Origin of the sequence: Vibrio sp. TBV020, assembly GCF_046056895.1 — a bacterium.
Taxonomy (GTDB): domain Bacteria; phylum Pseudomonadota; class Gammaproteobacteria; order Enterobacterales; family Vibrionaceae; genus Vibrio.
Genome location: NZ_JBEEAQ010000001.1, coordinates 666,180 through 683,242 on the forward strand (window position 1 = coordinate 666,180; position 17,063 = coordinate 683,242).

Below are 17,063 nucleotides of genomic sequence, written 5' to 3' on the forward strand. Positions count from 1 at the left end.
CGCCCCTTAACGGGGCGTTGCTGTTTTAGTTATTGTCGTGAACCATGACATGCTGCAATAGCGAAGAAACTCTATCCTCATGAGACATACCGCTAAAGCCGCTGTCCAGTTGATGGACAAGATTCTCGACCAGAATACCTTGATCTTGCGTTCCTTGCCCTTGTGGATGAATGTGCAGTTCTACGTTGTCACCATCAACCTGAACATCAAGGTGTTTAAGCAATTCATCCATATTCACTGAATTCGACTTAAGTTCCGGTAGCACTTCACGCAGATCAATTTTGTCTCCTTCACTGACATTGAAATCTTTGATTGTATCGAGACCACCATCATCAATTTCATTCCAGATAAAGGTATCCATTCCTGTACCACCAATTAGGATGTCATTACCTAGACCGCCTTCTAGAGTGTCATTCCCGTCACCACCTATTAAGGTATCGTTGCCGGCTCCACCAACCAAAATATCATGGCCAATTCCACCTTCTAGATAGTCATCACCACTTCCCCCGGTCAGGGTCGCATTGACGCCACTACCATCAAGGTGCACCGCATCAGTTTCAGAAGACTTATCAATGATCGAGGCATTTGATACAACGCTTAAGTGAATATCAATCGAGTTTGTCGATTCGGCTCGGTCGAGGCTGATGCCATTGTCACTCACTTCTTCAGAAACAGCCGTGATTTTCAGTGTGTGATCACCAACGCTCGCACCTTTAACCTTCAACGTATCAATTGCATCTTGCGAAACATGCCACACGTTGTTCTCAAAAGTAACCGTACCCGAGCTACTTTCTAACGTCGCTCCCGCTGGGACGTTTTTCACCTCTAAGGTCAGCGCCTCTGTTGTATCGGTTAATGCTGCCATGATGCCCAGCACAGCAACTCCACTAGCACTAGCGTTTGAAGTGGCTATGATGTTCTTAGTAGAGCTGAATTTAGGATCAAGCGACAATATCGGAGCATTCGCCACGGGATTAACCACGATGTCATACTGCTTAGGTTCTGCTTCTAGAGCAAGACCAGAAGAGTTCCAACTGTCTTTTGCGGTCACTTCCAAACTAATAGAATTAGAAGGCGCTAGGCTTGCATCAATGAAGACGCCGTTGCTACCCGTTGGTGTATCGATCAAGGCATTCAGTTCAGTCAGTGTTCCGGTCAGCGTTACAGAAGCACTCCCATCACCTGCCACCATGACACCAGCCGGTGCAACTACCGACAGCTTTCCATAATCGACGGTCAGTGTAACGGTCATTAAGTCATCTGCGGAACCTCCAACATAGTCCACATCTGAAACATTAATACCTCTGATTTGTTGACCCGATGATTCTTCGATCACAGAGGTGATGTCATCAATATCTATGATTGGCTTATCGTTAACAGCTTCTACGACAACATTAATGTTTGCTGTTGCCTCTTTGTGGTCAGCTTGACCATTGGTCGTACCGTCATCTTTGACTACATAGCTAAACTTAACTGGGCCATTGTAGTCTTGAGCCGCTTCAAAGATCCACGTTGAACCTTGTTGAGTAAGGGTGCCTTGCCCCTCAACTAACGTAAGACGTTCAATCGTGATATCGTCGTTTTCTTTGTCGTCTGTTGCATTGATTAGGTCTTGAGCATCTATCGTCAAGAAGCCTTCTTCTAACATCGTCCCAAAATCGAGATCTTTCGGTTCAGGGGCATCATTCACCTCAGTAACGTTAATCAAGAAGGTCGCCTGATTGCTCGATGAGGTTGAGCTATCATTAGGATCAATCGAGCCGTTATTCCCACCATCGTCAACCGTTGCCGTTACGGTCACTGGGCCGTCGGTAACATTATTGCTGTCAGCATCTGGCTTAAAGATAACCTTACCGTCTTTTAGTGCTGCATTAATATCAGCCAACTTACCCGTTACTATAAGGCTTCCATCTGCAGCAATTGTGAAGCTAACATTTTGATCACTGACAAACTCCAATGTGCCACTATCGACTTGTAAAGTCAGCGTATATGTAGCGTTTGGATCATCGTAAGTTGCATCAACATCGGCGATTTCAAATTGATTGATCGCTAACCCACCGATGACATCTTCTGACGTTTCGAGGTTAATGATATTAACAAAGGTTGGTTGGTCATTAACTGGATCAACCACAAGCTCGACATCAAACTCAGACTTAGGCCCTAGTACACCATTATCAATCGACTGAACCGCAATATGAATTGGGCTATCAATTCCTTGCGCATTGCCTTTGTCGCTGTTGTGCTCACCAGAATTAAACACAATCTTATCGAGTTGCTGCTTCGCAATGTCTAACGTCCAGATTTTAGTCACAGGGTCGTAGCTTGCTAACGTGGTACCATCTGGATAGTAGATCTTCGCATCTTGAGGAACATTGGTCACTTCGACGCGAATCGTCTCAGCACTATTTTCGGTATAGGTGCCACTACCCGAGGCAGACAAAGCTTTATCAATGACAGAAGCGTTGATAGCAATATCAATATTCTGCCCTTCCGAGCCTGCCACGTTATCCGTTGCATCAATATCAACCGCATCACCTACTGGGGTTACCGTCAGTTTAAAGTTTGGTAGATTTTTTGCTTCTACTGGTACACCTAGCAAGTTTTCTTGGGTATACACTGTGACACCAAACTCAGCAGTACCGCTAAAATGTTTAGGTGGCAGGATTGATATGTCTTCCAAGTTTAGAGAGCTAGTTGCGTCTGCAGGGAGTTTGACACTCCATTCACCACCACCGTTGTTCTTGATTACGTAATCACTACCTGGATCTGTGTGGAATAGAAAACCTTCAGGTACATCAGTGAACTTAATCGAGACGAACGTTTCTGAGCCATCGGTATCAGTCAACGATATGGATACCGGATCAGAAGCGCTGCCCAATGAGATTTCAGTGTCTTCTGTACCGACAAGTTCAACAGTGCCACCGGTCGCTCCTGGTCCTGAAACAACAACGCCATCAACGACAGGCTCAACTTCAAAACTCACAGTATCGGTAAATGGTTTTGAGTGCGATTGGGGATTGCTTTGACCATTTACGTCAAACACTACTGTATCTGTGACAACACCTGAGACCTTAATATTAATCGTGTTGCCGCTGTCTTTCGTCGGGTAGTTGGCATCTGGTCTAAACAAGATATTGTCCAGCGCACCATTTTCAATATCACTTTGATTGAAGGTGATTTCATTCCCCAATGGTTTACCGGTCAGATCATAAAACTGGCCTGGCGTACCATCTTCTACAGTTAATGTGATCGATGAGATAACCTCATTACCACCCTCATTGTGAGAGTCTGTGCTTGAGACTTTATCACCCAGCTTATAATCAAGATCGAGCTTAATATAGCTATCTTCAAATCCTTTTATATCACCGCTATTCTGAGCCATTGGATTTAGGCTATCATCAAGCGATTCCACAATATTGAGTGATATCTCCGGTTTACTCGCAGAGACATCGGCAATAGGAGTAGCCTCAACCGTCACTGATTCAGTGTGAGTTTCACTATGACCAGATGTCGTATCTGTCGTAATAATGGTCAAAGGTAATTTGAAATCACCAGAATAGTCTTTCGGTAATGTCAGCTGTAATCCATCCAAAGAACTGATGTTGCCATCTGCATCAAGCTGGGCAGAAAAGACATATTTACCATTAGTGAAGTCGACATTCGCGCCTGAAATACCAATTGAGAAAGTTTGACCGTTTTCAGTGAATTGGTCATCAATCACGATAGTCACTGTATCAGGGTTACTATCTCCTCCGGTCACCTTCAAGAACGGTTTTAGTTGGTGACCAAGATCCAACACGGAGTCTTCCGTTGCCGTAATAACACTGTTATCGACAATATCAATTTCAGCGGCAATATTATTCACGTCTTTGACATGTTCAGGGAAAGACAGAATCACCGATGTCTTACGCTCAGCGATTACGCCAGGACTCTTGTCGGTGTCAGCTAAGTCCCCTTTGTCGAGCACTTGAGCATGAATCGTCAACCCAATATCACTGAAACGATCGGGGTCATCGTCTTTATCATTGCTTGGCGTTAAATCTAATCCAGCTGGCGCACTGATACTAAAGGACTTCGCATCTAAGATGACCCAACGGCCCCCTCCTTCATACAATGCCCCTGTCACCACCAATTGATCCATGATAAGAGGGTCAACGTTATCAAATTGGACGACTAACTTTTCTACCGTTTCAGACGATTCGTACTGAGTATCTGTCGCATCTGTTTCTTGGTATCGAATGATGTATTCGCCTTGCATATCGGCAGAATCTGCATTGGAGGTGAAGTTAATAACGCCCTTGTCATTCGCAACAATCTTATTGCTATTATCACCAACGACAGTGCTACTTTCATTCTCAACAACCAATTTATTGTTACTGTCAGCGTCCTCAACCACAGGCGTCACTGTCACTTTGATCGTGCCTGTAATCGTTGCCGTTACTCGGCCGCCTTCACCCACAATGTTATCACTGGTGTATTCGTGGTCACGTTCTTCGATTTCAACCACAGTATTCAGTGTGAAGTTAGTGCTCGAGTCTTGCGGTGGCGTAATCTGAATGAAATCACTCTTCAAAGCAATTTGAGTAAACTCTGCCGGAGTCTGACCATCAAGAGGTGAAAGCGTGATGGTTCCGGTAGCACTATCAAAACTCCATTCCACAGCGCCGTTCACATCCACTGTTGCGCCCTCAGGGACACCTTTAATCACAATTGAGGTGAAGTGCTCGTCTGAGTCAGGATAGTCACCTTGCCCTTTCGGGTGCCAATCTATGTTGATCGCCTTGTCTTCTAACCCTTTAGAAACTGTTTCATACGTGGTGCTAGTATTGATTACAGGCTCAACCTTAACGCGGACTTCTTGTTCAAAGCTTCGACTATGACCATCATCTTCTGTCACGATGATCGTAGCTTTAATATGAATATTCTCTGTCGAAGAGTTAATCGGAGTGATCGTAATTCCAGACTTTTGTAGCCCAGTAATATTAGCCTCATAAATTGGCTTTGATGTATCAGGTTGACCATCTGGCCCCGTCTCATAGCCAGCAAAGTTAAGGTTTACTACTGAGCCGTTGCCATCTTTAATTTCAACACCTTCCGGTATATTAGAGAGCAATACCGTTAAAGATTCTGAGCCATCGTTTGGTTTAGCAATACTCTCACCAGAAATGACAGTGAAATCGAGCTCTACCGTTTCATTTTCTTTGATCGTTGTTTCGACACCTGCAATGTCACCATCAACAAAGCCGTCCCAATGAGAGTTGAGTGTATTTCCTCTCGGGATATCGGCTACGCCCGTCACTTCAACGTTCACCGTTTTAGTGCCTATCACTTGCGTATCAACATGTGTGACGTTGCCAGACAACTGTGCCGTGTCTTTCACCACTCCAGTCACATCAAACTTAAAGTCCTTATTGCTATGCAGCTCAGGAACGACCTCAACATTAGTCAGTTGATCGTAAGGGATTTCTTGGTAAGTCTTACCATCGACAGTGACCGTCGTAATTTGACTATCGCCCGCTCCAACCCAAACTAAGGTCGCGCCTTCAGTCATATCAGAAATACGCACATGAAGCGTTTCTGAACCATCAGTATCAACCGATGGCTTCATGTCGATCACTTCATTTAGCGTGAATGGGTCGCGGTTAGAGGCCGATGGATCTTTATTTGGATCATCAATATTGTCTTCGTTAATCGAGATACGACTGACACTGAAGCTGCCTAAATCGGCATCAGCTTTAACATCAATAATAATGTCTTTCGGTTCAGATCGAGCACTAGATTTATCGGTTGAACCATCATTATATGGATTCGAACGCTCTGTGGTGATCGCTGTCGCTTCCAAACGAATTTTACCTGAGTAGTGGTCGTTCGGATTGACTTCGACTTTGTTGATCTCCGATGCCTTAAGCGTATAAGCACCATCAACAGGAGTCAGTACTCGATTTCCAATTTGCAGCTCAAATTGGCCCTCACCTTCGACAACTTTAAGCTCGTAAGTGATCGTTTCAGGACGACTTGCGTCTTGAGTTTCAGCATTGAGCTGTAAACGAACATTGCTTTGGTCTTCTACCGTTTCGTACTCATAAGTACTACGCCCATCGTTCCAAGTGGCGATATCAGCAACGCTTTCTATCTCAATTCTAAAGTTAGAATCGACGCTGTGATCTTCGCTACCATTATTATCGATTTGCAGTTGGTAGTTGATGTTTACGCCTTTACCATTTGAGGAGTAGTTACGATCTGGTACGAAATAGAGGTTATTGATCGTTGACGTTGTATTATCACTCGTTCCGCTAAAGGTCTGTTGGATATGATCTTTAGTTAAAAGTAGATCGCCAGTCACGGGGTCTACATCTAACTTGTGCAACACACCATTGTCTTCATAGTAGAACGTGCCACGATGCTCACCCGCTTTAATGGTTAGCTGACCGATTTCTTCGCTATTGTCTCGGTCGAATAGATTCACCGACAGCGATACTTGAGCTGGAGAATTAGGCATACCAGATTGGTTATCTTGGATGTTTTCCCACTCAGGCTCATCCCCTGATGCATACTTAATTTGGCTATCTCGACCGGCATCTTCAAACGTCTTCACTTTAAGTGCGATTGGCTGTGATTCACGGTCAGTGATAGTGATTTCAAGTGGTGCTACGGAAGTATCTTTGTCACCATCCGTTGCGGTAAGGTTAACATTGAACTTAATCTCATCCCCTTGATGAGCAAGAGTGCCTTGTGCCTTAAACTCTACTTCACCATTAGAGTTAATACGCAGTACTCCTAACTGGCGAGGCTCTGGGTCATTTGGATTTTGCTCATATACCTTGACGTTTTGCACACCCTCTTTTAGATCAACTGAATCTAAATAAGTGCCTTTCGGGCCACCAAAAACAATGGTTGCACCGTCACTCGTCGTCCCTTCAAGTTTGGTCAAAGAAGCACCATCGGCCCCTTTATCTGTTTCATTTTCAAACATGTCGACGATAGAGCCATTAAAGCCTTCACCTTCAACACGAGAGATGCCTTGTTCAGTCAATGTTGGTACATCATCAATCACGGTAATCGGTAGACTGATAACATCACTTTCGTCGCCATCGTAGTCGGTTGCTTTGATCTTAAAGTCAATATCGAGTGAGTTTTGATCATTTCCATCAAGGTGATCGAGTGGTTTTAATAGCTCAAAGGTGTAGCTATTATCGGTAGTATTAAATTTAATGGTAAAGACAGGTTCACCTGACGCGGTTTGCGCGGTGTATGTAAACGTTGTGGCCGTAGAAGTCGTTGCCCACTCTAGAGTTTCGCCGCCAGATTGAAGCCCCTCTAGAGTTTTATTTGCATCCACCAACTCATATTCGACAACACCATCCGCACCTTCAGTAACAGAGAAATTCCCTGAAATCTCTGTACTTAGATTTGGTGACGAGCCAATACCGGATAGATCATCTTCATCAACCGTCGTTTGACCTGTCGTACCCGTCAATATTGGTTTGTCATCCGCCACTTCAATCGGTAAGCGAATAGACGGTGATACATCCCCATCACGATCAACTGCAACGACATCAAATGGGATGGTTAAGCTATCTTCACCTTGAGCATGATCTAGCGCTTTAATTTGGCTATAGGTGTAGCTGCCATCACTTTCTAACTCAAGCGTGAATACAACAATACCATTGGCAATGCCGTGGTAAACGGTCGTTGCGGGATCAGTACTCACATCCTTGATAGTAACGTTAAAGCCACCCGATTGAAGGCCACTTTCAGAAGTACCAATATTGACTAGCTCATACTTCACTACCGTATCCGCACCTTGGTTGGTGTCGAATGTGCCCGTGACATACGCTTGACCTGGTGAAGATCCCGTCGAAGTGTCATCTTCGTTCACCAATAGATTGCTACCAGCACCCAAGCCATTAATCTTAGCCATGTCATCGCCAATATTAATCACGAGATCATGGTTGGCAGACTCATCGTTGTCTCTATCGACTGCATACACAGGAAGGTGAACTTCAAGGTTGTCTTGGCCTTGATTAGCGTGATCAACTTCTTGCAACAACTCAAACTTATAGTTGCCTAATTTAGACTGATCAAAGCTGACACTAAAGACATCAATTTCGGTATCCACACCGTTGACTTCTTTGGTGATAAACCCTCGGTATACGCCAGTTGAAACCTCTTCTAGGATCACTCGTTCGTTATTAGAGTACAGCCCTTGATTAGCAGGAAGAAGGTTAAAGGCATCAACATCGATATTTAATTCTGTTACATCATCACTGCCGGTCGTGAACGCAATCTCACCCGTTGCGATCGTCTCAGTAGCCCCCTGTTGAGAGCCGCCATCAGTTAAACCAGCTTCATACACATTACCCGCTGTGATATTGGTGATCACCGGATCTTGTCCATCTTTAATCACCAGATCGACCGTACTGGTTGTTTTGTCACCATCTCTATCAGTTACAGTCACAACAATCGTGTGCTCAATACGGTCATTATCAGGGTGAATAAGCTCAGGGTTTGGTTTAAATGAGACTTGGCCATCTGCAGTCACCACTAAGGTACCGTGATCAAGAGGGTAATCCGTTTGGCCCTGATTAAACTTAATATCCGTTCCGTCAAAGCTAACCTCAGTTACCTTAGCCTGATCAGCACCTGCTTCAGTGATCACATTAACGGTCACACTTTGTGTTGTTTGACCAATTATTGGCTCTACGACTTCTATCGCGCCGTCGGTCACCACTTGAATGTCATCACCAACTTTGATGACTAAATCTGAACGTACAGACTCATCGTTATCAGTATCTGTTGCAAAAATAGGAAGGGAAATTGTCGAGAAATCATCAGCAGCGGCACCACCTTGTTTCGGTTGTTCAATCTCTTGCAGTAGTTCAATTTTATAGCCGGAACTAAATTCGGTTCCTGTCATACTTACAGCGCCAATGGTCACTTTTAGCACATCGACTCGTGTCCCATTGTCTAAAGTGATATAGCCTAGATAAACGCCTTGCTGTCCATCCACTGCTTCGAGTTCAACTACTTTTCCTTGAGAAGTGATTGGTGACGTTTCCTGTGCGGTTTCAAACGCTTTGAGATCAATTTCAAAACCCGTCACTTTATCACTGCCCAATTGGCCGACTAACGAGCCCGAAAACTCAGTATTAGTTTGCCCTGCTATGCCCGAGCCATCAGTTAATCCTGCTTCATAGACAGTTGCTTCAGTGATATTAGTGATCACTGGGTTCTGACCATCGGTGATCGTAAGTTCCACCGTGCTAACAAGAGCATCACCATCAGTGTCTGTGCTCGTAACTACAATAGTGTGCTTTAACTCTTCGCTGCCTGAGTGATCGCGATTGCTATCAGGAATAAACGAGACTTGGCCATCTAGGGTAATGACCAATGTGCCATCCGTAACTTTGTACTCGGTTTCACCGTCAAGGAGTGGAACATCATCACCATCAAAAGTGACTTTGCTCACTTTGGCTTGATCAGCACCTGTTTTAGAGATCACATCAATGATGTTGCTTTGGTTAGCCCCTCCAATGGTCGACTCGACGACCTCAATACTGCCATCGGTGACAACTTGAATATCATCACCGACCTTAATTTCGAGGTTTGAACGTACAGACTCGTCTTTATCCGCATCAGTGGCAAAAATAGGTAAGGAGATGCTAGTAAAATCACCACTGACAGCGCCACCTTGCGCGGGCTGATCAATCTCTTGCAACAGTTCAACGGTATAATCGGAGCTAAATTCCGTCCCCACCATGCTCACTGAGCCAAGAGTCACTTTCAGCACATCAACTCGGGTACCGTTATCTAACGTGATATAACCTAGATAAACGCCCTGCTGACCCGAAACAGCCTCTAATACAATTGTTTTGCCTTGAGACGTAATCGGTGACGTCTGCTGAGCAGTTTCAAATGCTTGTAGATCAATCTGTACATCAGTAACACTATCGCTAACGAGTTGCCCTGTTAATTTACCGGTAAATTCGGTCTCAGTGGCACCAATTTTTGAGCCATCATCTAGACCAGCCTCATAAACGGTAGCTGTCGTGATATTAGATATTACTGGGTTCTCACCATCCTTAATCACTAGATCGACGGTGCTTTCCAGTTTATCGCCATCTTTATCGGTCACAGTCACAACAATGGTGTGTTTGTTCTCTTCGCTCGTAGAGTGGTCGAGTTGACTATTCGGGATGAAAGAGACTTTTCCATCCGGTGTAATTACAACTTTACCTACAGGAACTGAGTTGCCATCTGTTACAGAGTAATTTGTTTGCCCTTCTTGGAGCGTGTAACTATTACCGTCAAACGTGAACGAAGTGACCTCGCCTTGGTCAGCACCTGCCTGGCTAATTACCTCAATGATATTACTCTGATTAGAGCCACCGATGGTCGACTCAACCACTTCAAGACTTCCATTGGTGACGACTTGGATATCATCACCGATATTTACCACTAGATTAGAGCGTACAGACTCATCATTGTCAGAATCCGTGGCAAAAATAGGCAATGAAATCGCAGTGAAATCATTCTCAGCGACACCACCTTGTTTCGGCTGATCAATCTCTTGTAAAAGCTCTACTTTATAGTTTGCGTTAAACGTATCGTTGTTTTCACTGATTGCACCAATCGTCACTCTGAGTACATCGACTCGCGTACCATCATCTAAGGTAATATAACCAAGGTAAACCCCTGCTTGTCCATTCACCGCTTCGAGCTCTATCGTCTCACCTTGAGAAGTGATCGGAGAGCTTTGTTGTGCGGTTTTAAACGCTTGAAGATCAATCTGAAGGTCAGTAACTTTATCACTGCCTAAGTTGCCAGCAAGAGTTCCAGAAAACTCGGTTTGAGTAGGGCCAACACCTGAGCCATCATTGAGTCCCGCTTCATAAACTGTGGCTTCTGTGATTGCGACAATTTCAGGATTTTTCCCATCAGTAATCGTTAATTCAACGTTACTCGTCAGCTCATCGCCATCTTTATCGGTAACGGTTACGACAATGGTGTGTTTCACTTCGTCGTTCAAAGAGTGGTCAACATTACTATTAGGGATGAACGATAGCGTGCCATTTGGTGAGATAATCACTTTACCATCGGTCACTGGATATTCAGTTTTTCCCGACTCTAAAGTGTACTCATCGTTATCAAACGTAAATGACGTTACTTGCCCCTGGTCTGCACCCGCTTGAGCAATCACATTAATGCTATTACTTTCACTAGACTCACTAATCGTTGGCTCTACAACACTCAAGCTACCATCCACTACGACTTGAATGTCATCGCCAACATTAATGATCAGATCTGAACGACTCGATTGATCATTGTCGGCATCAATAGCATATACAGGGAGTGAAATTGCAGTGAAATCATTGTCTGTAGCACCACCTTGACTCGCTTGATCAATTTCTTCAAGCAACTCGACTTGATAGCTGGCATTAAACTCAGTCTCCGACGTTGCAACATCACCTATTGTGATTTTAAGAACATCAACTCGGATGCCTTCTAGAGTGATATAACCAAGGTAGCTACCCGGCTGTCCACTGACCGCTTCAAGAACGATAGTTTGGCCTTGAGAAGTAATAGGTGAGGTTTGCTGAGAGACATTAAAAGCGTCGACATCGATTTGTAACTCTGTAACTGTATCACTACCCAGATCACCCTTTAATGTACCTGTGTAATCAGTGTCAGTTAGACCTACATTCGATCCATCATCCAAACCAGCTTCATAAAGGTTGGCCGTATCGATTGAAGTAAATTCTGGCGCAACACCATCATTGATAGCAACTTGCGCATCAATCGGTGTTCGAATTGGGTTACCACCAATATCTGTGCCTGTCACTTCGAAAGAGATAGTAATTTGGTCACCGGATAAAGCGACTTGACCACCGCCGACTGATGGAACATGGTCAATGGGTTGAGATATTGTCGTTGTCAGCTCTAAGCTAACGTCTTTTCCAACACTGGTTACGTCAATATCTATTCGAAGTACTTCTTCTCCACCTAATACACCAACAATTGCGTTGTCAGCTGCATTGTAGATAAACGATACCACTTCGCCATTTGATGTAATATCCGAGTTCAGTTCACTGAGTAGAGAGGTGAGAGAAAGTGTGTCAGGAACAAAAGAGTCGGGGTCTAGAGCCAGACCACCAGCAAAAATCGTTGCAGAAGTAGTAGAAGAAACAGGGTAGGTAGAAGAGGATAAGTCACCCTCTGTTAATTGGACGCTAAGACTTTCACCGCCATCAGCTAAGATTAGAGGGGCAATTTCATCATCTTGATCGAAAGCTTGAGCACTACTCGAAATCGCAGAGGTTTCAAAGAAGGTACTCGCAAGCACTTCAGCCCCGGTGTAGTCGATGGTGACAAACCCTGCATTGGCGGACCCAGCTCCTCCACCTGCGGCGGTTGCTTCCAATAATTGCGTCGGGTCAACGCCATCGAGGATAGCTTGTTGGATTGCTGCTAACTCATCAACATCGATAGATGCTGACTCAGCAAGAGGTACATCGAAGTTAACCTCACCAGCAATCGGCGCATCTCCCCACACACCGAGTTCTTGCTCACATGCAATGCAATTTTCACCAAAATGAAAATCGGATTGCACCGTCTCAATGTCAAGAGTCGCTCGATTAGAAGTAATCACGATCTCGCCAGAATTGATCTGATCGCCTACTATCAACTTACGAGCTTTGCCATCAGGATTAACCCCGATCACATCACCCGAGACTTCTTTTACTACGGCAGCTTGGCGTACAACTTCTACGTCCATAAGGTCTCCTCACCTACTCAAAACCTTTGACTGAAACATTTTTATAAATTTTGTAACTCAGAGTAACACAACAATACAGATACTTCTTATTTTTCAGTAGATTGCACTAAGCGTTTTAAAATAACCAGTCGATTATAAGTATAGGTAATTAAAGGGAATTTTCCTTGGAATAGGTGATTAAGGTAGTAATTCCAATGAAAATTATGCCAAATGTATCAAAAATGAGATTTAGAAGAATAAATGCAACAAGTTGATTATAGACAAAATAGAAGGGCATTCACTGACAGAAGAGAAAAAAACGGGCATACATGCCCGATTAATATGTCAATAAACATAAAGCCTGAAATGCGCAATCCATTACGCTGAGAACCATTACGTGATAGAGGATACCATTCCTTAAAATATTTACAATATGTTATTCCATGTTTTTTCAATATACTGTCGAAATCAGACCAGTTCATTCATTAATGAATCAAAAACAAAAAAGCCCCCGAAGGAGCTTTTTCATCATGGCGATTGGAGCGTATAAAGCTCAAATCTCATTATTTATTGTTGCGACGCTCTGCAACTGCATCTGCTAATTGGCGTAGTACCATTTCAGTATCATCCCAGCCGATACATGCATCAGTAATAGACTGACCATACGTTGGAGCTTCACCATTAATGAGGTCTTGTCGACCTTCAACAAGGTGAGATTCAATCATCACACCAAAAATAGCATCTTCACCACCCGCAATCTGACCTGCTACATCTTCAGAAACAACTATCTGACGTTGGTACTGTTTAGAGCTATTTGCATGGCTGAAGTCGATCATTACTTTTTGAGGTAGGCCTGATGCTTCAAGTTCTTGTTTAATTCCACCAACATGATCAGCGCTGTAGTTTGGCTCTTTACCACCACGAAGAATGATATGACAGTCTGGGTTACCAGCCGTTTCAATAATCGCAGAGTGACCGTACTTAGTTACCGATAGGAAATGGTGCGATGCACTTGCAGAACGAATCGCGTCAGAAGCAATCTTAATATTGCCGTCTGTACCATTCTTGAAACCTACTGGGCATGAAATACCAGATGCTAGCTCACGGTGTACTTGTGACTCAGTAGTACGAGCGCCAATCGCACCCCAACTAATAAGATCAGCAACGTATTGAGGTGTGATCATATCAAGGAACTCACTTGCCGTTGGCATACCCATATCTGTTAGATCAAGCAGCAGTTTACGGCCCATTCTTAGACCATCGTTGATCTTAAATGTGTCATTTAGGTATGGGTCATTGATCAAACCTTTCCAACCTACCGTCGTACGTGGTTTCTCAAAGTACACACGCATCACGACTTCTAGGCGATCGCCTAGCTCATCACGAAGAACTTTTAGTCGCTTACCGTATTCGATTGCGGCTTCAGTATCATGAATAGAACATGGGCCAACAATAACCAGTAAGCGGTCATCTTCACCCTTTAAAATATTTGAAATGGCTTCTCTTGAACGGAATGTTGTAGAAGAAGCAGATTCAGTTGCCGGAAACTTCTCTAAAACCGCAACTGGTGGTAATAATTCTTTTGATTTATTAATTCGGACATCATCAGTTTGAAACATTGCTTACTTCTTCCTATTTCTCTCGATTTGAACGCTACACCGAAATAAGGTGGTGAAAAAACGTTCGTGCTTTCTTGTTCCTGTTCTGTGTAACTTATCTAGCAAAAACCAAGCTTGCAACCACTATTTTAAATAAAAGGCAATATTTTCTATATTTTTACAATTTACATAACGTGTAAAATATAAATTACATACGGTTATTTTGAGACAATTAGCCTACTTTTTCGATACCTCTTTTCGTACAAGATGCATTATCTCGCTGATATTGCTAAGGTAAGCGTATAATTAGAAAAAAGATAAGAACAGGCATGAAAGCCATTGAGTTTAATAATGTCAATAAGTGGTATGGCTCATTTCAAGCACTAAAAGGGATTAACCTAAGTGTTTTAAAAGGAGAGATCTTAGTGATCTGTGGACCATCCGGCTCAGGTAAGTCCACATTAATCCGTACCGTAAACGGCTTAGAAAAGATTTCCCATGGCAGTATTTCTGTACTTGGAGAAGATAATGCCCTTCCTAGTGCTGGCAAAGTAGGAATGGTTTTTCAGCACTTTAACTTGTTTCCACATCTGACCGTACTCGAGAATCTAACACTTGCGCCAATACGAACCCTTGGTCTGTCAAAGTTAGAAGCACAAGAACGAGCACTGCACTTCCTTAGCCGAGTTAATATTGAAGAGCAAGCTAACAAGTATCCGATACAGCTATCTGGCGGCCAGCAACAAAGGGTGGCCATCGCTCGTTCACTTTGCATGCAGCCAGAGATTCTACTTTTTGACGAGCCGACTTCTGCACTCGATCCAGAAACGATTCAAGAAGTTTTAGATGTGATGATTGATTTGGCCAAAGATGGCATCACTATGATGTGCGTGACACATGAAATGGGGTTTGCGCGTAAAGTCGCCGACCGCGTAATTTTTATGGACCAAGGTGAAATTCTCGAAGTTAACACGCCCAAGCAACTCTTCTCGAATCCAAATCACCCACGAACTCAACAGTTCTTGCAACAGATTTTGAGCCACTAACCATGAAGAGAATACTTAAGCCAGTCTTATCTGCCTTGCTTCAAATCACGCTACTGTTAATCGGTGTCGTGTGGTTGCTCGACTCGGGCGCAAAAAGTATGGGCTATCAGTGGCAATGGGAACGCGTTCCAGATTACATTCTGTTTTTTGAAGATGGCGAATGGTGGCCTGCTGAATTGCTAGAAGGTCTGGTCGTTACCATTAAAATATCAACTTTAAGTTTATGTTTTACCTTATTAATAGGTCTAACTACTGCGATGCTTAAGCTCTCTAACTCTTGGGTTGGACGCGGTATCGCTAACGTTTATATCGAACTGATCCGAAACACACCATTACTAGTACAAATCTACTTACTTTACTTTGTATTTGGCCCAGTGATAGGCCTCGACCGCTTTGCTACAGCCGTTCTTGCTCTATCACTCTTTCAAGGTGCTTATACCGCAGAGATCTTCCGTGGCGGCCTAAATAGCATTCCTAAAGGTCAATTTGAGGCGGCAAAATCATTAGGGCTGAATCCATTTTTCACCTTTTATGACGTGGTTTTGCCGCAACTGTTGCAACGTACATTACCGCCGCTAACGAACGAAGTCGTGTCACTAATTAAAAACTCGTCCATTGTTAGCGTGATGGCAATTTTTGATTTAACGACAGAAGGCCGCAATATTGTGTCTGAAACCGCTATGCCTTTTGAAATCTGGTTCACGGTCGCTGCAATTTATTTAACTCTGACGCTGATGTTGTCAGGGCTTTCTGCTTGGATGGAACATAAACTTGGCGCGAGTTGGCGCACACAATAAGGAAATAAACTATGCGAAACATAGGAAGAGCGCTGCTGAAAGGCAAAGGCTTTAAAGCAGCAATTACAGCGTTACTAGGCTTGGCTATCAGTTTACCGAGTTTGGCGTCTGACACGCCGAACCTAGATAAAATCAATGATAGAGGCACACTGCGAGTCGGTATGTCTACTTTCGTTCCTTGGGCGATGAGAGACAAGCAGGGGGATTTAATTGGCTTTGAAATTGATGTAGCGAACAGACTAGCTCAAGATTCTGGCTGGAAAGTGGAGTTTGTACCGACGGCTTGGGACGGCATTATTCCAGCGCTACTTGCCAACAAATTTGACGTCATTATCGGCGGTATGAGTATCACTCCCGAGCGTTCAAAAAGCGTACTGTTTACCTCACCATACTCTCACTCAGGTGTTCAGGTTGCAGCGAACAAGCAGTTGGGTGAGGGCTTCTCTGAGTTTAGTGATTTTAACTCACGCCGTGTAAAAATCGCTGCTCGTCGTGGTGCTTTTACTGTTCAAGTCGCTCGAGAAACCTTCCCGAAAGCGAAAATTCTACAGTTTGATGACGATGCACAGGCATTCCAAGAAGTTCTTAATGGAAATGCACACGCTGTTATCGCTTCTAGCCCAAAACCAGAACACGAAGCAGTCAAAAACAGTGACAAGCTGTTCATTCCTTTTACTGAACGTCTATCGAAAGGAAACGAAGCATTCGCTGTTCGCTTAGGTGAAAGTGATAAAGAGGCATTCTTTAACCAATGGATCCAAGCACGTACTGAAGATGGTTGGTTGGAAGAACGCTACGAATACTGGTTCTCGACTCTAGATTGGCAAAATCAGATCGCTTCAGGTCAATAATCAACATCGCCCTACTC

The 17,063-nt window shown here is 43.8% G+C and carries 5 protein-coding genes; 3 read left to right on the top strand and 2 right to left on the bottom strand.

What is annotated here, in order from left to right:
* Positions 1-25: 25 nt before the first annotated feature.
* The gene (locus AAFX28_RS02810; RefSeq protein WP_408685427.1) at positions 26-12,775 is read right to left on the bottom strand and encodes a retention module-containing protein; all 12,750 of its coding nucleotides are present in this window, start codon (positions 12,773-12,775) and stop codon (positions 26-28) included.
* A 542-nt stretch (positions 12,776-13,317) separates the two neighbouring features.
* The gene (aroG, locus tag AAFX28_RS02815) at positions 13,318-14,373 is read right to left on the bottom strand and encodes a 3-deoxy-7-phosphoheptulonate synthase AroG (RefSeq protein ID WP_408685429.1); all 1,056 of its coding nucleotides are present in this window, start codon (positions 14,371-14,373) and stop codon (positions 13,318-13,320) included.
* A 308-nt stretch (positions 14,374-14,681) separates the two neighbouring features.
* On the opposite strand from aroG, the gene AAFX28_RS02820 reads away from it, so the two are divergent.
* The 3 genes from AAFX28_RS02820 to AAFX28_RS02830 are packed head-to-tail and all read left to right on the top strand — an operon-like array spanning position 14,682 to position 17,046.
* A complete protein-coding gene (locus AAFX28_RS02820; RefSeq protein ID WP_408685431.1) occupies positions 14,682-15,398 on the top strand; it encodes an amino acid ABC transporter ATP-binding protein in 717 nt (238 codons plus the stop codon).
* A gap of 2 nt (positions 15,399-15,400) precedes the next feature.
* Positions 15,401-16,195: an amino acid ABC transporter permease gene (locus AAFX28_RS02825; RefSeq protein WP_408685433.1), complete on the top strand. Its 795-nt coding sequence runs from the start codon at positions 15,401-15,403 to the stop codon at positions 16,193-16,195.
* Between the two features lie 11 nt (positions 16,196-16,206).
* The gene (locus tag AAFX28_RS02830; protein ID WP_408685434.1) at positions 16,207-17,046 is read left to right on the top strand and encodes a transporter substrate-binding domain-containing protein; all 840 of its coding nucleotides are present in this window, start codon (positions 16,207-16,209) and stop codon (positions 17,044-17,046) included.
* Positions 17,047-17,063 lie beyond the last annotated feature (17 nt).